Source organism: Streptomyces sp. MS06, assembly GCF_047200655.1.
GTDB lineage: Bacteria > Actinomycetota > Actinomycetes > Streptomycetales > Streptomycetaceae > Streptomyces.
In genome coordinates this window covers 55,152-75,988 of record NZ_JBJZOJ010000016.1, presented here as the reverse complement: position 1 = coordinate 75,988, position 20,837 = coordinate 55,152, and the positions used below count along the sequence as shown (strand labels likewise).

Sequence of the window (20,837 nt, the reverse complement as noted above, 5' to 3'; positions counted from 1 at the left end):
CAAGCGCGGACGAAGCCTCGTTAGAGGCTCGTTCGCTCCAGCTTGCTGCTGCTCGGCGGGTCAGGCCGAAGAATCCCTTGCGGCGGCGGGTGGGGGCGTTGTCGGTGCTCGTTTCGGGCATGGTGGTGCTCCGGTGGTCGTGTGGGGTGGGGCTTCGTCACGTCCGTTGCATCCGTCCCGTAGCTGGTCAGGACAGGTACGGAGGCGGTCGCAGGTACGGAGTGATCCGTATCGGCGAGGAACTCCGTCCCCGCGCTGACCTGCGCGGGGACGGATGCGACGGATTGATACGGAGCTGGTGTCAGCGAGTGGGCCTGGGGCCGGTAGGCCCGCCGGGAGGACCGATGGGCAGCGTCCTCGACGGAGGGGTCGGTGGCTTGCCCTGGGCCCGACGTGCGAGCGCGGCCTCGCCGGTTGCGGGGGCCGGTGGGGCGGGGTCGGGGCAGTAGCGGGCCCAGGCGTCGAGGAACTGGTTGCGGGCGTACGCCTTCGCCTGCCTGCCGTTCTCGAAACGGTGGTTGGCCGGGCTGATGCCGAAGTCCCGCAGCAGGTTGGCCAGGTGGTAGGCGTTCAGGCCCTTCGTCCCGTACTCGGCCCAGGGCGCCTCGGCGTCCTGGACGAGGGCGGCGAGCAGGTCGTGGCTGCGCAGCGCCTCCGTGTCGCCCTGGTGCTCGAAGACTCGGCGGATGTCGCGCAGCAGCCGGGTCTTCAGCGTCGTCTGCTCGTCCTGGACCACCTCGTTCCTGGTCATCGCCAGGCAGGCGGCACGGGCCCGCGAGGGCCAGTGCCCGCCGGCCAGGTCGGCGACGATGACCAGCGGTTCCCACGTGTCGGCGGCACGGTCTTCGACCGGCATCTGCGGAACCAAGCCCTCTGCGGTGCTCCGCAGCGGGGCCAGCCAGGCGGTCAGACGGTCGCGCAGCGCGTTCAGTTCCGGGACGGAATACCGCGAGCGGAACGGGGCTATGTGCTCACCCGGCCTGCGCTTCTGCATGCGGAGCACGACCGCCCGGTCCATGATCGTGTCTGGCAGGTCGCCGATCCCGGCGAGCGCCGCCATGGCGAAGGTGGGAAACGCCGTCGCCTTGTGCTCCGGGCCGGAGATTCGCCAGGCGGGCCGGTTGCGCTGGTGCCCCGCGTTCAGCAGGCCGCGCAGGTCCTCCTTGTCGCCGGCTTTGGGGCCGAAGATGGTGTCGGCCTCGTCCACCAGCAGCGTCGGCGGGTCCTCGCCGATGACGCGGAAGACTACCGCCGGTGAGGTGTTCACCGTCATCATCGGCCGGGACACGGTCTCGTGGAGCACGTCCAGGACGCGGGACTTGCCACAGCCCTTGGTCGGTCCCACCACCGCCAGGCGTGGTGCGTGCTGGAGGGCGGGCTGGATGTGGGAGGCCGCCACCCAGAGGGTGACCGCGGTCAGTGCCTCCTCGCTCGGCAGTACGACGTACCGGCCGATCGCGGCACGCAGGTCGTCCAGTACGGCGGTCCCGTCCTGGTCCCGGTCTGCCGTGAGGCCGGCGCGCTCGCGATCCCCAGTTCCCGGTCCGGGGACTGTCCCCGGGGCACCGTGGTCCACCGGGACCGTCGGTCCGGGTTCTTCGGCCGACTGACCGGAACTCTCTGCCCGGTCCTCGGCTTCCGGACCGGGGCCGTGGTCCGGGTTCCCGGTCCAGTCCGATAGGCCGTTGAGCTGCGTATTCTCCGTCGGTTCCGGGTTCCTGGTCCGAGTTGACCGGAACTTCGGTCCGGGTTTCGGTAGCCGGTTGGTCCGGTTCCGGACCGACCGGACCAGCGGCACGGTCCGGTCGGTGGCCGGTCCCCGGAGAGGTGGACCGTCCGTCCGCTCGGTCCGGACGGTGCCACGGGATGCCCTGGCCGGGGACCGCAGTAGCAGGCCAGACGACCTTGCGGGATGTGTTCGAGGTGGCGGGGGACGTAGAGTCCTCCATCGACGTTCCTCTCAGGTGAGGGACGGGACGGGCAAGGTCCCGCCCCTCACCGGTTCGTTCGTTCAGGGATGGGCGGCGTGCAGGGGAATCTCCGGCCCTCGGCGTTGGCGCGCCGGGGGCCGTTGCTGTGTCCGGGGCTTCCGGCGGCTCATGAGGCCAGGCCCCACTCGTGCGCTCGTAGCGCAGCAGCTCGGCCTCGGGGTACAGCACCCGCTTGCCGACCTTGATGCCGCGCGGTCCCTTCTTGATCTGGCGCCAGTAGCGGACGGTGCTCTCGGCTGTGCGGTAGCGCTCGGCGACCTCGGCGGTGGTCAGGTATCGCATGCATTCCCATTCGGTTAGGTGGCGATTCGATCTGCATAGAGTTGTACCTCGGGATCGGCGGTTAACCAAATCGGGAAGCCTATGTTTCAATTGGGATAGCGACGGTGGTGATGGAGGTTCGATGGCAGGCGACAGGCCCGAGGGCGGCGAGGTGCCGCTGCTCTACAGCGAGGGGAACGTGGCCGCGCGCGTGGCGCTGGAGCGTGAGGTCAGAGGGTGGAGCACGACCGAGCTGGCGGATCGGGTGACCAGAGCCGGCGTGAAGATGAACCAGACGGCGGTCTGGCGCATCGAGAACGGCACGCCGCGTCGGCGCATCAATCTCGATGAGGCTCTCGCCTTCAGTCGCGTCTTCGAGCTCCCTCTCGAAGAGCTGATGTCCCCGCCCCTGGAGGGGCTCGACATCGACAGTCGGCGCCTCGTCCAGGAGGCCGTCGAAGCGTTCTACGAGGCCCGAGACGCGCGCGATCGCCTCCATCGGGCCGTGGTCGCCATCGCCGACCACATCAAGGCCCATCCCGACAGCTCGCGGGCGATCCACGAGCAGTGCCTCCGCCTCATGGGCGACGAGCGGGACGCTCGCACCCTCAGCGGCGACATCGAGGACGGCGGCCACTACTGACAACCGACACGAAGGAGAGGCCACTTGGCCAACATCCAGAAGCGCCCCAACGGCAAATGGCGGGCCCGCTACCGTGATCTCGACGGCAAGGAGCACGCCCGCCACTTCGAGCGGAAGCTCGACGCCCAGCGCTGGCTCGACGAGGTCACGGCCAGCATGGTCACCGGCCAGTACGTCGACCCGCGCGCCGGCCGCGTCACGTTCGAGAAGTACGCCGAGAAGTGGGAGGGCTCGCTCATCGCGAGCGAGGCGGGCGAGCGCATCACTGACAACGCGCTGCGGCTCCACCTCGTACCGGCGCTCGGAGCCCGCTCCATGGCGGCGATACGCCGCAACGACATCCAGGTGCTCTTCAAGCACCTCTCCGACCAGCTCGGCCCCGGCAGCGTGCGGAACGTCTACGACGTCCTCGTGCGCGTCATGACGGCGGCCGTGGACGACAAGGTCATCGCCTCCAGCCCGTGCCGCCGGATCACCCTCCCTGCCATGCCGGACGAGGAGGTCACTCCGCCCACGGTCGAGCAGGTCGAGGCGATGGCGCGGGTGATGCCGCCGTACATCCGCGCGGCGATCGTCACCCTCGCCGGATCAGGGCTGCGCATCGGCGAACTGCTCGGCCTTAAGGTGTCGGACGTCGACTTCAAGGTCGGCACCATCCGGGTCGACCGGCAGCGGCTCCAGTCCGGGAAGATCGGGCCGCCGAAGACCGCCAAGTCGCGGCGCACGGTCCCGGTCGGCGAGGTCGTCACCGATGCACTCCTCGCGCATCTCGCCGCACGGCCCTCCAAGGAATGGCTGTTCACCATGGAGGAGGGCGAGCCGCTCAACTACCGGCGGTGGAAGACCGAGTGGAACGGGGCTCGCAAGGCGCTCCAGGCAGCCGAGAACGAGGTCGCCGAGCGCGAGGGCCGCAAGCCCATCGAGCTGCCGCACATGGTGACCCACGACCTGCGGCACTTCTACGCCTCCGCGCTCATCGCCGGTGGCGCGAGCGTCAAGCAGGTGCAGCTGGTCCTCGGGCACGCGTCCGCCGTCATCACGCTGCGGATCTACGCGCACCTCTGGCCCGGGGAAGAAGACCGCACCCGGGCAGTCATGGACGCCGTGCTCGGCGGCCTGCGGACCGGGTGCGGACAGGTAGGCAGCCAGGCCCGCGAAAGTGCAGGTCAGGCCACCTAGAGGGAGATCAAGCCTTCTTCGTCTCCCAGAAGATCCGGTCGATCTCGGCGATGAGCTCGAGGGCCTTCTCGCCGGTCTTCGGGTCGGTGGAGCCCTTGGCGGCCGACAGGGCCTTCAGGGTGTCGTTGACGAGCTGGTGCAGCTGCGGGTACTTCTCGAAGTGCGGGGCCTTGAAGTAGTCGCTCCACAGCACCGACACGTGGTGCTTGGCGAGCTCCGCGCGCTGCTCCTTGATGGTCGTGGCACGCGTCTGGAAGTGCGGGTCGTCGTTGCCGGCCATCTTCTCCTGGACGGCCTTCACCGACTCCGCCTCGATGCGGGCCTGGGCCGGGTCGTACACGCCGCAGGGCAGGTCGCAGTGCGCGCTGACCTTGACCTTGGGGGCAAACAGGCGGGAAAGCATGGAGCGTTCCTTCCTCGTGATCGTCTTCTCAGGTGGGACATTACTCCCTGCGGGACGGGTTTTCGCGAGTGCCCCCGTGGGCTTAGGACAAAAGTCCGGGGTGAGACTGAGACTGGTGGAGGAACGGACCGGGGAGGTGCCGGGGATGCCGGAGCTGTCGCAGGACGTCGAGCGGTCGAGGGCCGTGCTGCCCTTCGGGCTGGCCGAGGTGACCGGGCCGTCCATGGTGCCGACGCTGTACCACGGCGACCGGCTCGTGGTGCAGTACGGCGCCCGGATCAGGACCGGCGACGTGGTCGTGCTGCGGCATCCGTTCCAGCAGGACCTGCTCGTGGTCAAGCGGGCCGCGGAACGGCGCGAGGGCGGGTGGTGGGTGCTGGGCGACAACACCTATGCCGGCGGCGACAGCACCGACTACGGCGTGGTGCCCGAGGAGCTGGTGCTCGGCCGGGCCCGCTTCCGCTACCGCCCGTTCAAGGCAGGTCAGCGCTCGCCGCTGGCGGCGCTGCGCTGGGTGTGGTCCGCCGCCCGGCCCGTCCTCGCCGACCGGTCGGCCTCCAGGCGCTTGCGGGCCCGGTAGGCCGCCACGTTGGCGCGGGTGGCGCACCGGTCGGAGCAGTAGCGGCGGGACCGGTTGGTGGAGGTGTCCAGGTAGGCGTTGCGGCAGGGCGGCGCCTCGCACAGGCCCAGGCGGTCCACTCCGTACTCGGTGAGGTGGAAGGCCAGACCCATCGCCGCGATGGCGGCGTATCCGGCGGTCGCGTTCGACGGGTGGTCGGCCAGGTGCATGTGCCACAGGGGGCGGCCGTCGTCGTCGCGGAAGTCGTGCCCGGCGACCTGCGGGCTGACCGGGAACTCCAGCAGCAGCGCGTTCAGCAGGTCCACCGCACGGGTCTCGTCGCTCTCGTCGGCCGCCTCGAACACCGCGCGCAGCCGGGCCCGGACCGAACGGAACCGGGTGACGTCGGCGTCGCCGGCGCGGCGCGCCGCCGACCCGTTGTCGCCGAACAGCTCCCGGACCGCCTCCACCGTGGTCAGACGGTCCTTTCCGCGCGCCGGCTCCTCGCTGTTGACGAGGCGCACGGCGTAGTCCGAGTAATAGGCCAGTTCCACTTGTAGTCCTTACGCAGGCGCTCTGGGTTCGTGGTGCGTGGTCGGGTAACGGCCGGTCGTCATCCCAGGGTATTACCCGGGGAGGGTGCCTCAGGCATGGCGGAGGTCTTCGGCCACGGGCACCGACACCGACGCCCATGCCCTCGGACGCCCCGCTGCCGCCCCCGCGGCAGTCCCGCGGGGCCGCCGCGGAGGCGGTACGGAGACATCAGTGCCGCCTACGGTGCGTCCGATCCGGGCCCTCACCGCACTGGAAGGGGTGAGACGGTCCGTACCCGGTGGACCGAGGAGGGGGGCAGGGATGAAGCAGGCCTCGCAGGCGGCTCTGCACGCCTACGTCGAGGGCAGGCGCGCGGCGCTGTTCCGCAGTGCCTACCTGCTGTGCGGTGACCGGGACGAGGCGGAGGACCTCGTCCAGACGACGCTGGTGAAGGTCGTCCTCGGCGCACGCAGGCACGGCCGCCTGGAGAACCTCGACGCCTTCGCGCGCAGGACGCTCGTCAACACGTTCATCGCGGCCCGCCGCCGGTTCTGGCGGCGGGAGCAGGCGTACGGCGACCTGCCGGACCGGCCCCAGCAGTCGGCGGACAGTGACACCGGGCTCATGGTGCGGGCCGCCCTCGCGACACTCACGCCCCGGCAGCGGGCGGTGATCGTGCTGCGCTACTGGGAGGACCTCAGTGTGGCCGCCACCGCCGAACTGCTCGGGATGCGGGAGAGCACGGTCAAGAGCCACACGGCCAGAGGACTCGCGGCACTGCGGGCCTCGGTGCGGGAGGAGCACGTATGAACACACCTGTGAACACATCCGCCTACGACGACCACGGCGGCGTCCGGGACCTGCTGGGGCGGGCCGTGGACGGGGTGCCGGCGCAGGCCGGACCGGTCACCGAGGCGGTCTTCGCCCGTGCGGCGCGGCTGCGGTGGCGGCGGCGCGCGGCCGTCACCGGCGCGGCTGCGGCCGCGGTCGCCGGTGCGGTGGTGCTCGGTTCCGGCGCGCTGCCCGACGGGCCGGGCACGCCGGTGGCCGCCTCGCCCGCCGCGAGCCGGTTCGGCGGCGGCGCGGAGGGATTCGCGAAGCTGCTGCCGCAGGGGATCGGGAAGATCGAGGAGGTGTCGCTGGGGCAGCTCATCAAGGGCACCGAGAAGCCCCTGAAGCCGAGGAGGCACGTGGGGCCGTACGACGGGGAGTACTCCGTGACCCGGGACGGCGGCGCCGGCTTCCTGACCGTGCGGGTCACCGCACCGGCGGGCGGCCGGGGCGCCTTGCCGCACCCCTGCGCCCTCACCGGGGAGACGCCGCGCAAGCTGGACTGCACCGAGGAGCAGGTGTCCGGCGGCGGTCGGCTGGCGCTGTGGCGCACGGACCCGCAGACCCAGGTCCGGCCGCAGTTCAGCGGTGCCGAACTGACCGCCCGCCTGCTGCTGCAGGACGGCACGGTGCTCACCGTCCGCGACTGGACGGGCTTCACCGGTGACGGGTCCCTCGGGCCGGTGCTGAAGGAGTTCCCGCTGACCCGGGACCAGCTGCGCGAGCTGGCCCTGGAGCCGGAGCTGCTGCCGTAGCGCAGCGGGCGGACGCGCCGCGGGGCGGTACGGGCACTCCCGTACCGCCCCGCGCGGCTCGTCGGCTCACAGCACCTTGGACAGGAACGACTTCGTCCGCTCGTGCTGGGGGTCGGTCAGCACCTCACGGGGGTGACCGGACTCGACGACCACGCCGTCGTCCATGAAGACCAGGCTGTCGCCGACCTCGCGGGCGAAGCCCATCTCGTGCGTGACGACGATCATCGTCATCCCGGACTCCGCCAGGTCGCGCATGACGTCCAGGACCTCGCCGACCAGCTCCGGGTCGAGCGCCGACGTCGGCTCGTCGAAGAGCATCAGCTTCGGCTCCATCGCCAGTGCCCGGGCGATGGCGACGCGCTGCTGCTGGCCGCCGGAGAGCTGCGCCGGGTAGTGGCCCTTGCGGTCGCCGAGGCCGACCCGGTCCAGGAGCCGCTCGGCGCGCTCCCGGGCGACGGCCTTGGACTCGCGCCGTACCTGGACGGGCCCCTCCATGACGTTCTCCAGGGCCGTCATGTGCGGGAAGAGGTTGAAGCGCTGGAACACCATGCCGATGTCCCGCCGCTGCGCCGCGACCTCCTTCTCCTTCAGCTCGTAGAGCCTGTCGCCCCGCTGCCGGTAGCCGACCAGGTCCCCGTCGACGTACAGCCGCCCGGCGCTGATCTTCTCCAGGTGGTTGATGCAGCGCAGGAAGGTGGACTTGCCGGAGCCGGACGGCCCGATCAGGCAGAAGACCTCGCGGGCGTTCACCTCCAGGTCGATGCCCTTGAGGATGTGCGACAGCCCGAAGGACTTGTGCACCCCCTCGGCCCGGACCATCGGCCGGCCGTCGGACTGCTTGCTCATGTCCTTCACCATGTCGGTCATCGGGCCTCCCCGGGACGCCGGAACGAACCGAACAGGCGGAGGTTCTTGCGCAGCCGCTGCAGCGGGGTCGGCGGCAGGCTGCGCGTCGAGCCGCGTGCGTAGCGGCGCTCAAGGTAGTACTGGCCCACGCTGAAGATGCTGGTGAGGATCAGGTACCAGATCGACGCGACGAAGAGCATCTCGAAGACCGCGAGCGAGGTGCTGGAGATGTCCGTGGCGCGCTTCATCAGCTCGTTGAACTGCACCGCGTACGCCAGCGACGACGTCTTCAGCATGTTGATGTACTCGTTGCCGGTCGGCGGCACGATCACCCGCATGGCCTGCGGGAGGACGATCCGGCGCAGCGTCTGGCCCTGCGTCATGCCCAGCGCGTGCGAGGCCTCGGTCTGCCCGAGGTCCACCGACTGGATGCCGGCCCGCACGATCTCGGCCATGTAGGCGGCCTCGTTCAGGCCGAGGCCGAGCAGCGCGGCCAGGAACGGCGTCATGACGTCGTTCATCTCGTTCTTGTAGAACCCCAGGTTGAGCACGGGGAACACGAGAGCGATGTTGTACCAGAGGAGGAGCTGGACCAGGACCGGGGTGCCGCGGAAGAACCAGACGTAGAGCCAGGACACCGTGCTGGTGACCGGGTTCGAGGACATCCGCATGACCGCGAGGATCACGCCCAGCACCAGGCCGAGCAGCATGGCGAGCACGGAGATGTACAGCGTGTGCCAGGCGCCGGAGATGATGGTGCCGGACGTGATGTAGTCCGGGATGACGCCGTAGGTGATGTTGGCGTTGGCGAACGCCATGGCGATCAACACCATGATCGCGATGACCGCCGCGGCGGACAGCCAGCGTCCGTAGTGGCGTACCGGTATCGCCTTGATCTGTTCCGGCGGCACGGTGGCCGCCGGAACCTCGTCGACAGTGTCAGTCACAGTGACTGCCCTTCAGTGTGACGTCAGGCAGGGTCAGGAGCCGCCGTTGATCTTGGGGTCGGTGACGGCGCCGTCGGTGACGTTCCACTTCTCCATGATCTTCTGGTACTCGCCGTTCTTGATGATGGCCGTCATCGCCGCGGCCACGGCGTCGCGGAGCTGTGTGTTCTCCTTGCTGACGCCGATGCCGTACGGGCCGGCCTCGATCTGGTCGCCGACGACCTCGAAGTCCTTGCCGCCGCCCGAGGTCTTCGCGTTGTACGCCGCGACCGGGAAGTCGTTCAGGTCGGCGACGGACGCGCCCTGCTTCAGGCGGAGCAGCGCCTCCGGGTCGGTGTCGAAGGTCTGGAGCTTGATGGCCGCCTTGCCGTCCTTGGTGCACTTCGTGCTCTGGTCCCGGGCGATGCCCTCGGAGGTGGTGCCCTTCTGCAGCGCCACCACCTTGCCGCACAGGTCGTCCAGCGACTGGATGCCCTTGGGGTTGCCCTTCTGGACCAGGATCGAGGTGCCGGCGGTGAAGTAGTCGACGAAGTCCAGGCCCGCGCCGACCTTCTTGCCGGAGTCGGAGTCGACGCCGTTCTCGCGGTTCTTGGTGTCGCTCATCGCGGACATGATCAGGTTGAAGCGCCCGGACTGCAGACCCACGATGAGCTGGTCGAACTTGCCGTTCTGGAAGTCGAACTTCACGCCCAGCTGCTTGCCGAGCGCCTCTCCGAGGTCGGGGTCGATGCCGACCGCCTTGCCGTTCTCCATGTACTCGACCGGCGGGTAGGCGATGTCGGAGCCGACCTTGATGACGCCCGCCTTGCGGATGTCGGCGGGCAGCTTGTCGGCGAGCGGCGCCGACGACGACGAAGAGGCCGTGTCCGAGTTGCCGCTGTCACTGCCCTTGTCGGTGTGGTCACCGCAACCGGTGAGAATCAGTGCGCCTGCGACCGCGATCGAGCCGACCGCTGCCAGCCGGGAGCGCGCGGCGGTCGTACGACGGGTGGTGCGTGCGGTCATGGTGGTTCCTCCGGCGGATGGGTGGAGTGCCGATGGTGTCGGCAGTGCCGATGGGGCGACGAGAACACACACCTTCGGGTGTCGCGCCCTCGCTGTGATGACGAATATTGCCATTCAGACTCCGTCATTCAGGTGACCCGCTATGTCAAAATCGGATAACGGGAGACCCCCGAACCGCCTCACTCCGGTACATCGCGGCCGGACCATCTTCGGATATCCGCGCCGCAGGCCGAAAGATCTTCGGTGTATCTCACGATGTGACCGGTGCCGACATGACCTGTATGTCCACTTGGGTGGAAATTGCGACCTTGTCAAGACTTTGGCCGCTTATTTGGCCATGAGTCATGTCACCGGCATGTGACCTTCACGTTATGGACTCGTCGACGGCGGCGCCCGTCGGGTAAGAAGGTTCTTTACACCCCTCATCCGGGGCTCAGGGCGCGTGTGCGGCGCGCCCGTCGCGCCTCGGCCCGTACGCATCACCTGTCAGGGCCGTGCGCGGTGCCCGCCCACCCCCTACCGGGGTGGCCACCCTCAATCCATGAACACCTAAGGGGTAAGACAAGTGGCAGCGGAGATCGTCAATCCTCGCAGCGCGAGCACTACGGACCAGGAGGGCAGTGCGGAGCCCTTCGACTCCTTCGACCCGGCGTTCGCACTGCACCGCGGCGGCAAGATGGCCGTGCAGGCGACCGTGCCGGTCCGCGACAAGGACGACCTGTCCCTCGCATACACCCCCGGCGTCGCGCGCGTGTGCACCGCGATCGCGGAACAGCCGGAGCTGGTGGACGACTACACCTGGAAGTCGTCGGTCGTCGCCGTCGTGACGGACGGAACGGCCGTGCTCGGACTCGGCGACATCGGCCCCCGGGCCTCCCTCCCGGTGATGGAGGGCAAGGCCATCCTCTTCAAGCAGTTCGGCGGCGTCGACGCGGTGCCGATCGCGCTGGACTGCACCGACGCCGACGAGATCGTCGAGACCGTGGTCCGGCTCGCTCCGTCCTTCGGCGGAGTGAACCTGGAGGACATCTCGGCGCCCCGGTGCTTCGAGATCGAGCGGAAGCTCCAGGAGCGGCTGGACATCCCGGTCTTCCACGACGACCAGCACGGCACCGCGGTGGTCACGCTGGCGGCGCTGCGCAACGCGGCCCGGCTGAGCGGGCGGGAGATCGGGCAGCTGCGCGCCGTCATCTCGGGCGCCGGCGCGGCCGGTGTCGCCATCGCGAAGATGCTGGTCGAGGCCGGTATCGGGGACGTGGCGGTGGCCGACCGCAAGGGCGTGGTCTCGGCCGACCGGGAAGACCTGACGCCGGTCAAGCGCGAGCTGGCCTCCTTCACCAACAAGGCCGGGCTCAGCGGCTCGCTGGAGAAGGCGCTGGCCGGCGCCGACGTCTTCATCGGCGTCTCCGGCGGGACGGTTGCGGAGTCCGCGGTGGCCGGGATGGCCGAGGGCGCCTTCGTCTTCGCCATGGCCAACCCGAACCCGGAGGTGCATCCGGAGGTCGCCCACAAGTACGCGGCGGTCGTCGCCACCGGGCGCTCGGACTTCCCGAACCAGATCAACAACGTGCTGGCGTTCCCCGGGATCTTCGCGGGCGCCCTGCAGGTGCGGGCCTCCCGCATCACCGAGGGTATGAAGATCGCGGCGGCGGAGGCACTGGCCTCGGTGGTCGGGGACGACCTCGCGGCGGACTACGTCATCCCCTCGCCGTTCGACGAGCGAGTGGCACCCGCCGTCACCGCCGCCGTCGCGGCGGCGGCCCGAGCGGAGGGCGTCGCGCGCCGCTGACGACCGCCCGTACCACGTCGGTCCCGCCCGTCAGGGCGGGGCCGACGTGTTTCCCGCGTCCTTCCGACGCCGTACTCGCACGGCGTCCGGGAACCCCGGCCGCCCAGCCCGGTCGGGTGGTGACTTCCGTACCTTCTCGATCTTCTCTTCGATTGAGGGGAAGGTGTTCGCATCGGGGCGTCGGGGCGTCGGGGCGTCGGGCGTTGAGGTGGCGAGGCGTCGGGGTGGCGCTGCGCAAGAGGGCGTGTGTCACAGCCCTCCCTGGTTCCACCGGCCGCGCCGGGAACCTATCGTCGGCTCCATGTTCGCCGTCTACGCCGCCCGAATCGACCGCGACCAGCCGCTTGCGGGGCTGGAGTCGGGTGAACTCCCGGCTCCCGAGGCCCGCCCGGGCTGGAGCACCGTCAACGTCAGGGCCGCTTCCCTCAACCACCACGACCTGTGGTCCCTGCGGGGCGTCGGCCTCGCGGAGGACCGGCTGCCGATGATCCTCGGGTGCGACGCCGCCGGTGTCGACGAGGACGGCAACGAGGTCGTCCTGCACTCCGTGATCGGCCAGAGCGGGCACGGGGTCGGCCCGAAGGAACCGCGCTCCATTCTCACCGAGCGGTACCCGGGGACCTTCGCCGAGCAGGTCGCCGTCCCGACCTGGAACATCCTGCCGAAGCCGAAGGAGCTCTCCTTCGAGGAGGCGGCCTGTCTGCCGACGGCCTGGCTGACGGCGTACCGGATGCTGTTCACCAACGCGGGTGTGCGTCCCGGCGACTCGGTGCTGGTGCAGGGCGCCGGTGGCGGTGTCGCTTCGGCGGCCATCGTGCTCGGCAAGGCTGCGGGGCTGCGGGTCTTCGCGACCAGCAGGGACGAGGCCAAGCGCAAGCGCGCTCTGGAACTGGGTGCGGTCGAGGCCCTGGAGTCGGGGGCCCGGCTCCCGCAGCGGGTGGATGCCGTTATCGAGACCGTCGGTGCCGCGACCTGGTCCCATTCGGTGAAGTCGCTGCGTCCCGGCGGCACGCTGGTGATCTCCGGCGCGACGAGTGGTGACCGCCCCTCGCACGCGGAACTGACCCGGATCTTCTTCCTGGAGCTGAAGGTGGTCGGCTCGACCATGGGCACCAAGGACGAGCTGGAGGACCTGCTGTCGTTCTGCGCCGCCACGGGGGTGCGGCCCGTCATCGACGAGGTACTGCCGATGGACCGGGCGCGCGAGGGCTTCGAGCGGATGGCGTCCGGCGACCAGTTCGGGAAGATCGTGCTCACCAACTCCTGACCCGGTCAGGGGCGTCGCGGCGGGTCCGGTGCCCCGGGCCCGCCTCTCGCACCCCCTCCGTGTCGACAGGGGCGTGGGTTCGGCGGCAGGACCCGCTCCCGCTCAGTCTCTCGGAGCGGTCCGAAGTATCGCCCCGATGTGTGCGGCCGCCGACGACAGGTGGCGGCGCGCATCCCGGAGCTGTCCGGGATCGACGCCGTGGTCGCGGGCCGCGTCGCGGATGTCGTCACGGAAGCGGTCGAGCAGCCGGTCCAGATCGCGGGCCGGGTCGCCGCTGGGGTCCTCGTGCGCCCACGTCGGCTCGTACGCGGCGGGGAAGTCCTCCGGGGTCCCGGAGTACTCCGGAATCGTCCCGCGGTCCTCGCCCGGCTGCCCGCCGCCCGGGGCCTCGCCGCACTTCTTCCCGAACTCCTTGCCGAACTCGCCGAACTCCTTCGTCAGTTCGCTGAGCCCCTCGCGAAGACCGGTCGGCCAGTCGCCGCGCGCGAAGTGGTCCTGTACCTGGTCCTGCACGCGGCGTGCGATGCGCTGCAGCTCTTCCTGGGCCTGCGCCCGGACCTGCTCCTGCGCCTCCTTGGCCTGCCGGCGGGCCTGCTGTGCCTCCTCGCGGGCCCGGCGGCTCTCGTCCTTGGCGCGCCGCGCCTGCTCCTTCCACTCCTGCTTCGCGCGCCGCATGTCCTCCTTGGCGGCCCGCCACGCCTCCTTGCCGCCGTAGTCTCCGGGATCGTCGAACCCCGCTCGGGCGCCGCGCGCCTCGCTGGCGGCCGCTTTCATCTCGCGCCGCAGGTCGCCTGCCGCGCCCCGGACGTCGGCGCGGATCTCGGCTGCCAGCTCCGCGACCGACTCGCCGATCTCCAGTTCCAGATCGGCGAGTTCCCCGCTGCGGTCGGCCAGCTCGGCTCGGCCCGCGTCGGTGATGGAGTACACCTTGCGGCCACCCTCGGTGGCGTGGGTGACCAGCCCCTCCGCTTCCAGCTTGGCCAGGCGCGGGTAGACGGTGCCCGCCGAGGGCGCGTACAGGCCCTGGAAGCGCTCCTCCAGCAGGCGGATCACCTCGTACCCGTGGCGCGGGGCCTCGTCGAGGAGCTTGAGCAGGTAGAGGCGGAGGCGGCCGTGAGCGAAGACGGGGGGCATGTCAGAGCACCTTCTTCCCGGTCGTACCGTCGGTCGGTTCGCCGTTCGCGCTGCCGTCCGGGGTCGCGGTGCTGCCGCCGGACGGGGCTGTGCCGGCCGTGGCCGGCCCGCCCGCACCGGACGGGGAGCCCGGTTCTCCGGCCGCCGGATCCCCGTGCCCGGAGTCCGCCTCCCGCGGTTCGTCCTCCGCGGGTGGCCGCCGCAGCAGCGCGATGGAACCCGAGACGGTGGTGGCCTTCAACCTGCCGCTGCCCGCCCCCAGCCTGCCGGTGATGCGCTTGGCGCCCCACTGACCGCCGACCCGGAGGTCCTCGAAGGCGTTGGAGAGCGAGCCGCTCGCGGTGTGGGCCTCCACCCGCGCGTCCGCGGGGTGCGGCAGCCGGATGGCGATCTCGCCGGAGACGCTCGTCAGGGCCACGTCGGCAGGGCCGCCCGCGGCGTTCAGGTCGACGATCATCGAACCGCTCACCGAGTCCGCGCGGACCGAGGAGCCGGCCCCGTCGATCACGGTCAGATCCCCGGAGACGGAGTTGAACCGCAGATCGCCGCCGAGCCCCTGGGCCTCCAGATTCCCCGACACGGTGTCCGCGCGGACGGGTCCGCCGAGGCCCACGAGCGTGGTGTCCCCCGCGACGCCCTTCACCTCCGCGGGCCCGTCGATCCCGGACACCATCGCGGCGGCGCCCACCACGCCCACCTCCACCCGCGTGCCCACCGGGACCGCAAGCGTGACGACCGCGCTGCGCTGCCGCCCCTTGCGGTCGAGCCACTTCAGGAAGCCCTTCCACTGCAGGTCGTCGTAGGTGACGGTCAGGCTGTCGCCCTGCTGTATCACCCGCAGCGGCGGTCCCGTGATCTCGGAGACCTCCAGGCGGGAGGGGCCCTCGTCCGTGCCCACGACGTTCACCGTGCCGTTGACCACGCGGACGTGGAGCGTGCGCACGGGGCCGTCGAAGGTGAGCTTCTGCGGTTCCGCGACGTACCACTCGGACATGGTGAGAACCTCCTCGACCGGACCGGCCGCGCACGGCCGGCCACCCCGACTGGGCGATTTCGACGCGCCATATCGCGTCTCCTGGAATCACGATATATCGCGGACCGGGGAAGTCAAGACGATCCGGACCACCCGTTCTGCTGATCGCCGATCGCACGGAGGTGACGAACGGCGCTCGCCCCCGGCTGCGCGACGTCCGGCCGTCGCGCGGCCGGGGGCGTCCAGCCGCCTGCCGGGGATCGTCCCCGCGCCGGCGGTCCCGGCGGTCCCGGCGGTCCCGGCGGTCCCGGCGGTCCCGGCGGTCCCGGCGGTCCCGGCGGTGCCGGCGGTCCCGGCGGTGCCGGCGGTCCCGGCGGTGCCGGCCTGTGCGGGACCGCGCACGCCTTCCCCGCGCCTTCCCCACGCTTTCCCGGGGCGGATCCGCCGAGGGGCCGGGGTCGCGTGCTCCGGACCATTCCGGATCATTCCGGGCCGCCGGCTCCGGCGAGATGGATCGGGCCGGGCCTTGGCCGCTGGCCTGTCCGGCCACCGGTCTGTCCGCCCCGTTCCGGGGCCTGCGTACCGTCGCTGGGCCGGTCCGCGGGGGATGATCCACGCCCGCTCGGGAGCCCCGACCGGGCGTACGTCATCCGCAGGCCGGGTGCCCCAGTGGGGGAGAGGCGCCCGGCCCCCGGACCGGCTGTGCGCCCGGCCCGGGGACCGGACCGGCCGGAGTCGGAGGGCTGCGGCGGCGCGCCGCCGTTCCGCGGCGCCCCGGGATGGTCGTTGCACACCCGTCGGCTGCGTCGCTGCGGAGAGCCGTCGCGCACCCTCCGCTGTCGGGCTGACGGCGGCCGCCACCCGGTGCCGCGGACGGCCCAACCCCCGAGTCCTCCCGAGCTTGTCCCGTGCCCGTCCCGGAGCGGGCCCCACCCGGGGCCCACGCCTTCGATCCAGGGAGGGCGGCTGTCGATCGCCCGGGGTGCCCGGAGCCGGCCGTGCCGGGTCCCGGGCCCGCTGCCGGGCCCCCGACCGGCCATCGTCGGTCGACGCGCCGCCACCAGGTGCGGGGCCCGTGGCCGCCGGTCCGGGAGGCCACCGTCCCGAGCTGTCCCACCGGTCGCCGCGGGGCGGGTGCCCGCGTTGCGGCGCAGGTCGCCCGCTTCAGGACGAAGGACCGCCCCCGACGCGGCATGACGACCCGGCTTGGCGGCCCCCGCTCGCAACGGATCCGGACTCGGCGTTCCCCGGAATCGGCATCCCCCGCCCGGAAGGGCGGCGGGCTCAGCAAGTCCCGGGGGTTCAGCGGGTTCCCGGACTCGGCGTGCCCCCGGACTCGGCGTGCCCTTGGACGCGGCGTGCCCCCGGACTCGGCGTGCCCTTGGACGCGGCGAGCCCGCGGACTCGGCGTGCCCCCGGACTCAACAAACCCTCTCCCCGGCAGCCCCCAACCGCCACGACCCCGGTGCCGAGCATGACCCCGAGCCGGCGCAACTCCGGTGCCGAGCATGACCCCGAGCCGGCGCAACTCCGAGCCGCCACGACCCCGGTGCCGAGCAAGACCGGGAACCGTGCACCGCCAGGCACTCGCGCACCGCCCGGGAACCGTGCACCGCCCGGGAACCGTGCACCGCCAGGCACTCGCGCACCGCCCGGGAACCGTGCACCGCCCGGGAACCGTGCACCGCCCGGGAACCACGCACCGCCCGGGAACCACGCACCGCCAGGCACTCGCGCACCGCCCGGGGACCACGCATCGCCAGGCAATCGCGCACCGCCCCGGTGAGGCAGAGGCGGTCCGGTCACCGGCCGGTGGCACGCCCTCCCCGGCCTCAGCCGCCGGGGCGTGTCACTCCTCGTCCTCGTCGTCGAGCCGGGCCAGCCAGGTCGCCAGCCGCTCCACCGGCACCTCGAAGTCCGGGTTCAGATCGACGAACGTCCGCAACTGCTCGGCGAGCCACTCGAAGGTGACCTCCTCCTCGCCGCGCCGCTTCTCGAGTTCCTCGATGCCCCGGTCGGTGAAATACAACGCTTGCTCCTGATGCGGACGGGACGAACACCTGCTCCCACCAGGGTAGGCCGTGTGCGGTGGGCGGGTGCCCGGACCGCTCGCGTCCCGCCCCGCGGTGCGGCGCGGTCCGTGGTGTCGGGTGCAACCGACCCGGGTATGACCTTCGTCGCACAGCAGGGGGCGCCTTCGGCATGCGCCGGCGGTACGGACACGACGGGGGAGCGGCATGAGCCACATCCAGGACATCGAGTTACCGGACGGCACGGTGGTCACCGCGCGGATCGGCGCCGGGGACGCGTACGACGACCAGGAGGACGTCGGCTTCACGCAGAACGCCGCCGCCAGGGTGGAGCGGCTCCGGGAGCTGATCGAGTCGGTGGGCGGCACGGTCCTCGACGCCGCGCGCGCCGCCCGGCCCTCGGAGGCGGCCATCACCTTCGGCGTGGAGCTCGCCACCAAGGAGGGGGTGGCTCTCGCGGTCCTCGCCCGCGGCGAGGCCAAGACCTCCATCGAGGTCACCCTGACATGGCAGTTCGACCGGCGGCCCGCAGGAGGGGACGACCGGGACCCGGCGGCATGAACGAGCGGCACGAGCGGCTCTGCGAGCTCGTCCGGTCCGCCACCGTGCACCTGATGCCCCCCGGGGACGACGGCGCACCGCTGTGGGGCAGCGGCTTCTTCGTCGCCCCCGGCTGGGTGCTGACCGCCGCCCACGTGCTGCGTCCCCACCTGGAGGCCGACCGCGACACCGTCTTCCGGGTGCGGGGCGAGGGCTTCGACTCCCCGGCCCGCCTGGCCGAGTGGCTGCTCACCGACGCGCGCAACAGGACGGTGCCCGCCGAGGAGGACATGGCGCTCGTCCGCCTGACGGGCGAGCCGGAGGAGCATCCGCACGAATGCGTGTGGCTGGCCGACCGTGCCTCGCTGCACTCCGGCCCGCTCAAGGCCTGCGGCTACTACCCCGGTCCCCCCGCCACCCGGTTCCGGATCGTGGACGCCGAGATCAACGGGCACGAGGACACCTACGGTCTGATCATCAGGCCCGACATCGACCTCCCCGCCGGGGTGTCGGGCGGGCCGCTGCTCGACCCCGCCACGGGGGCGGTCGTCGGACTGATCAAATCACGCCGAAGACAGCAGGACGGCGGCAAGGCGGTCGCCCTCTCGGCACTGCGCCGCTTCGGCGACACCTACCGCACGGTCCTGGCCGCTCACGACCGCTGGCACGGCGCCGAGCCGCAGGCGACGACCGGGGACAACTGGATCGACCTGCAGGGCGGTGCGGCCGGCGGCGACGGCGAGCGGTGGACGCCCGCCGACCGCCGCAGCGCGCTCCGGCTGCTCGCCGAGCTGCCCCCGCCGCCCGACGCGCCCACCGTCGAGGTCCTCGCGGTCAAGGCGCGCAGCGGCAGCAGGTGGCCGGGCGGCACACCCGAGCTGCTGACCTGGCGTGACGGAGCCGGGCTGCTCTACGAGGGGGGACAGCCGCTCGGCGCGCTCACCTTCCTGCGCTACCTGAAGTACGTGCAGGAGTACCTGCGCTCCCGGGGCGCCGACTGCGCCGAACTCGGCGCCTGGATCGACCGCCGCCTGCGCGGGGAGCCGAACAAGGCCATGCACGACTTCGTCCGGGAGGCCGGCCTCCCGGAGGCGCTGCGCCCCGCACCCGACGAGGCCACGCGCCGCATCGTGATCCCGTATCCGGGCCCCGGCGAGGGCGCCGTCGTCACCGTGCTGCTCGATCCGGTGATCGGTGCGCAGAGCCCCCGGTTCTTCTGGCAGCTCTGGTACGGCGACGGCGACGGCGAGGGCGAACCCGAACTGTACGAGGCGGACGGCTCCGTCGGCGGCTGCTCCCCGCACGAACTCGTCCAGTGCCTGCGCGGGCCGCTGGGCCGGCTGCTGCGTGCCAAGGACCGCCAGGGCCGCCCGGTGCCTCTGGAGGTCGCGCTGCCCGCGGAGCACTTCGACACCGAGGTGCACCGCTGGCGGTTCGACGACATAGCGGCACTGCACGACGCCCGGCACCTGGGGGCGCGCCGCGGGGTGGTCCTGCGCGCCCTCGAGCGCCGGGGAGAACCGGACAAACTGTGGGACGACCGCTGGCAGGCGATGTCGGGTCGGCGGGGATTCCGGGGCTGGCGGCCCCTGGCCCAGGCGGCCGTCCCGAGCACCGGCAGCTACCGGGACGCCGACACCGACCGCATCCCCGTCCTGTGCCGCCCGGCGGGCCGCGAACCGGGGCGCACCGTGATGCGGTTCGCCCTGGAGAACGGCCACGGCGTCGCGCTCTGGCACGTCGACGGGCACGCCTCCCGCGCCTGCACCCCGGAGTGCGGGACGTTCTACGCCAAGGCGGAGGAACTGCTCGGCGCCCTCGGGTCCCTCGCCGAGCTCCCCGACCGGCTGCGGCATCTCCGCCAGGACGTCAGCGAGCGCCGGACGGGCCGCGGCTGGGCGGAGCCGGTGGCCCTGCTCTACGACGATCCGCGGCGCCCGCTGCCGCCGGAGGAGACCGCCGTCCTGGACGCGCCGCTGTGAGCGCCGTGCGCCGCAACCGCGCCAACTGGCCGGAATCCACCGCGCCGCAGGTCCTGCGTGGGTACATTTCCAGGGGCCCGTTGTGGGCGAGCAGCGCCCCCGTCGGCCAGGCCGTGGACAACCACCGACCGTCGGCGAGGAGCACATCGTGAGCCAGTGGTACATCTACCGGGGTACCGGACGTCCGGATCGCGCCAGGATCGAGCAGCTTCCCGCGCCGCCGCCCTGGCGGTCCTTCGACGCCCCCGCCGTGCCGTACGAGGTGCCGGACGTCGACTCCTCCACCCGTCGCAGGCTGGGCCGGGACGCCGCGCCGCTGCCCATCCAGGACCCCGGTGCCCTGGAACTCGTCAACGCCGCCCTCTACCTGCGCCGCCCCCTGCTCGTCACCGGCGATCCGGGAGTCGGCAAGTCGACGCTGGCGCACGCCGTCGCCCACGAGCTCGGTCTCGGCCGGGTCCTGGAGTGGCCGGTCGTCAGCCGTACCGAACTCCGCGAAGGCCTCTACAGCTACGACGCCATCGGCCGCCTCCAGGACTCCCAGCTGGCCGGCGACCGCACGACCACCGACCGCACCTCACCCGAGGACATCGGACGGTACGTCAAGCTCGGTCCGCTCGGCACCGCGCTGCTCGCCGCCGACCGCCCCCGCGTGCTGCTCGTCGACGAACTCGACAAGAGCGACATCGACCTGCCCAACGACCTCCTCAACGTCCTGGAGGAGGGCAGGTTCGCCCTGCCCGAACTGGAGCGGATCGCCGACCGCGCCCCCGTCGTGGAGGTGCTCACCGACGACGGGCGCCGGGTGGCCGTCACCGACGGGCAGGTCCGCTGCCGGGCGTTCCCGTTCGTCGTCCTGACCAGCAACCGCGAGCGTGAGTTTCCCGCGCCGTTCCTGCGCCGCTGCATCGCGCTCGACCTCAGGGCCCCCCGAGACGAGCGCCTCGCCGCCCTGGTCCAGGCGCACTTCGGCCAGGAGGTGTACGACGACCACCGCGACCTCGTGGAACGTTTCACGCAGGCCGGCACCGACGGGGCGCTGCGCCCCACCGACCAGTTGCTCAACGCGATCTACCTCGCCCAGTACACCGCCCGGGACGCGGAGGGCGGGCGCGAGGAACTGTCGGAGCTGCTGATGCAGCCCCTGGACCGCGGGCCGCGGTAGCCG

19 protein-coding genes and 1 pseudogene are annotated in these 20,837 nt (G+C 71.7%); 10 read left to right on the top strand and 10 right to left on the bottom strand.

Going from position 1 to position 20,837, the window contains the following annotated elements:
* Window positions 1-301: 301 nt before the first annotated feature.
* Together ACL02U_RS11185 and ACL02U_RS11180 are read right to left on the bottom strand one after the other, a co-directional pair.
* Window positions 302-1,576, bottom strand: a complete 1,275-nt coding sequence (locus tag ACL02U_RS11185; protein ID WP_412790566.1) for a DUF3631 domain-containing protein — start codon at window positions 1,574-1,576, stop codon at window positions 302-304.
* 541 nt (window positions 1,577-2,117) lie between these two features.
* A pseudogene (locus ACL02U_RS11180) lies at window positions 2,118-2,273 on the bottom strand (helix-turn-helix transcriptional regulator); the annotation flags it as partial.
* 121 nt (window positions 2,274-2,394) lie between these two features.
* On the opposite strand from ACL02U_RS11180, the gene ACL02U_RS11175 reads away from it, so the two are divergent.
* Together ACL02U_RS11175 and ACL02U_RS11170 are read left to right on the top strand one after the other, a co-directional pair.
* A complete protein-coding gene (locus tag ACL02U_RS11175) occupies window positions 2,395-2,895 on the top strand; it encodes a helix-turn-helix transcriptional regulator (RefSeq protein ID WP_030736072.1) in 501 nt (166 codons plus the stop codon).
* A 24-nt stretch (window positions 2,896-2,919) separates the two neighbouring features.
* Complete coding sequence (locus ACL02U_RS11170) at window positions 2,920-4,074, top strand: tyrosine-type recombinase/integrase (RefSeq protein WP_412790565.1); 1,155 nt, start codon at window positions 2,920-2,922, stop codon at window positions 4,072-4,074.
* 7 nt (window positions 4,075-4,081) lie between these two features.
* Here ACL02U_RS11170 and sodN read toward each other — a convergent pair whose 3' ends face one another.
* A complete protein-coding gene (sodN, locus tag ACL02U_RS11165; protein ID WP_412790564.1) occupies window positions 4,082-4,477 on the bottom strand; it encodes a superoxide dismutase, Ni in 396 nt (131 codons plus the stop codon).
* 145 nt (window positions 4,478-4,622) lie between these two features.
* Here sodN and sodX point away from each other — a divergent pair, with 145 nt between their 5' ends.
* The gene (gene sodX / locus ACL02U_RS11160; RefSeq protein ID WP_412790619.1) at window positions 4,623-5,057 is read left to right on the top strand and encodes a nickel-type superoxide dismutase maturation protease; all 435 of its coding nucleotides are present in this window, start codon (window positions 4,623-4,625) and stop codon (window positions 5,055-5,057) included.
* Here sodX and ACL02U_RS11155 read toward each other — a convergent pair.
* A complete protein-coding gene (locus tag ACL02U_RS11155; RefSeq protein ID WP_412790563.1) occupies window positions 4,961-5,590 on the bottom strand; it encodes a CGNR zinc finger domain-containing protein in 630 nt (209 codons plus the stop codon). The genes sodX and ACL02U_RS11155 overlap by 97 nt on opposite strands.
* Before the next feature lie 301 nt (window positions 5,591-5,891).
* On the opposite strand from ACL02U_RS11155, the gene ACL02U_RS11150 reads away from it, so the two are divergent.
* Window positions 5,892-6,380: a SigE family RNA polymerase sigma factor gene (locus tag ACL02U_RS11150; protein WP_412790562.1), complete on the top strand. Its 489-nt coding sequence runs from the start codon at window positions 5,892-5,894 to the stop codon at window positions 6,378-6,380.
* Window positions 6,377-7,156, top strand: a complete 780-nt coding sequence (locus ACL02U_RS11145; RefSeq protein WP_412790561.1) for a hypothetical protein — start codon at window positions 6,377-6,379, stop codon at window positions 7,154-7,156. The genes ACL02U_RS11150 and ACL02U_RS11145 overlap by 4 nt, the downstream gene beginning before the upstream one ends.
* Before the next feature lie 66 nt (window positions 7,157-7,222).
* Here the strand turns inward: ACL02U_RS11145 and ACL02U_RS11140 are convergent, their stop codons facing one another.
* From ACL02U_RS11140 to ACL02U_RS11130, 3 genes are read right to left on the bottom strand one after another with little or no spacing between them, the layout of a single operon-like run.
* Window positions 7,223-8,023, bottom strand: coding sequence for an amino acid ABC transporter ATP-binding protein (locus ACL02U_RS11140; RefSeq protein ID WP_412790560.1), 801 nt, complete (start codon window positions 8,021-8,023; stop codon window positions 7,223-7,225).
* Complete coding sequence (locus ACL02U_RS11135; protein ID WP_412790559.1) at window positions 8,020-8,949, bottom strand: amino acid ABC transporter permease; 930 nt, start codon at window positions 8,947-8,949, stop codon at window positions 8,020-8,022. Before ACL02U_RS11135 ends, ACL02U_RS11140 begins: the two co-directional genes overlap by 4 nt.
* A 33-nt stretch (window positions 8,950-8,982) precedes the next feature.
* Window positions 8,983-9,954: an ABC transporter substrate-binding protein gene (locus ACL02U_RS11130; protein ID WP_412790558.1), complete on the bottom strand. Its 972-nt coding sequence runs from the start codon at window positions 9,952-9,954 to the stop codon at window positions 8,983-8,985.
* Window positions 9,955-10,519: 565 nt separating this feature from the next.
* On the opposite strand from ACL02U_RS11130, the gene ACL02U_RS11125 reads away from it, so the two are divergent.
* Together ACL02U_RS11125 and ACL02U_RS11120 are read left to right on the top strand one after the other, a co-directional pair.
* A complete protein-coding gene (locus ACL02U_RS11125) occupies window positions 10,520-11,743 on the top strand; it encodes an NAD(P)-dependent malic enzyme (protein ID WP_412790557.1) in 1,224 nt (407 codons plus the stop codon).
* Window positions 11,744-12,044: 301 nt separating this feature from the next.
* Window positions 12,045-13,010 (top strand): zinc-binding dehydrogenase, encoded by a 966-nt coding sequence (locus tag ACL02U_RS11120; RefSeq protein WP_412790556.1) that lies wholly within the window; start codon window positions 12,045-12,047, stop codon window positions 13,008-13,010.
* Between the two features lie 102 nt (window positions 13,011-13,112).
* Here ACL02U_RS11120 and ACL02U_RS11115 read toward each other — a convergent pair whose 3' ends face one another.
* The 3 genes from ACL02U_RS11115 to ACL02U_RS11105 all read right to left on the bottom strand — a co-directional run bounded on the left by ACL02U_RS11115 (window position 13,113) and on the right by ACL02U_RS11105 (window position 17,146).
* Window positions 13,113-14,144 (bottom strand): helix-turn-helix transcriptional regulator, encoded by a 1,032-nt coding sequence (locus tag ACL02U_RS11115; RefSeq protein ID WP_412790555.1) that lies wholly within the window; start codon window positions 14,142-14,144, stop codon window positions 13,113-13,115.
* A gap of 1 nt (window position 14,145) precedes the next feature.
* Window positions 14,146-15,138 carry a hypothetical protein gene (locus tag ACL02U_RS11110; protein WP_412790554.1) on the bottom strand — a complete coding sequence of 331 codons (993 nt, stop codon included), beginning with the start codon at window positions 15,136-15,138 and terminating at the stop codon, window positions 14,146-14,148.
* A gap of 1,828 nt (window positions 15,139-16,966) precedes the next feature.
* The gene (locus ACL02U_RS11105) at window positions 16,967-17,146 is read right to left on the bottom strand and encodes a DUF6104 family protein (RefSeq protein WP_023586593.1); all 180 of its coding nucleotides are present in this window, start codon (window positions 17,144-17,146) and stop codon (window positions 16,967-16,969) included.
* 208 nt (window positions 17,147-17,354) lie between these two features.
* On the opposite strand from ACL02U_RS11105, the gene ACL02U_RS11100 reads away from it, so the two are divergent.
* The 3 genes from ACL02U_RS11100 (at window position 17,355) to ACL02U_RS11090 (ending at window position 20,834) form a co-directional block, all read left to right on the top strand.
* Window positions 17,355-17,708 carry a CU044_2847 family protein gene (locus ACL02U_RS11100; protein WP_412790553.1) on the top strand — a complete coding sequence of 118 codons (354 nt, stop codon included), beginning with the start codon at window positions 17,355-17,357 and terminating at the stop codon, window positions 17,706-17,708.
* A complete protein-coding gene (locus ACL02U_RS11095) occupies window positions 17,705-19,669 on the top strand; it encodes a trypsin-like peptidase domain-containing protein (protein ID WP_412790552.1) in 1,965 nt (654 codons plus the stop codon). The genes ACL02U_RS11100 and ACL02U_RS11095 overlap by 4 nt, the downstream gene beginning before the upstream one ends.
* Before the next feature lie 148 nt (window positions 19,670-19,817).
* Entirely contained in the window at window positions 19,818-20,834 is a 1,017-nt protein-coding gene (locus tag ACL02U_RS11090) for an AAA family ATPase (protein ID WP_412790551.1), read from the top strand.
* Window positions 20,835-20,837 lie beyond the last annotated feature (3 nt).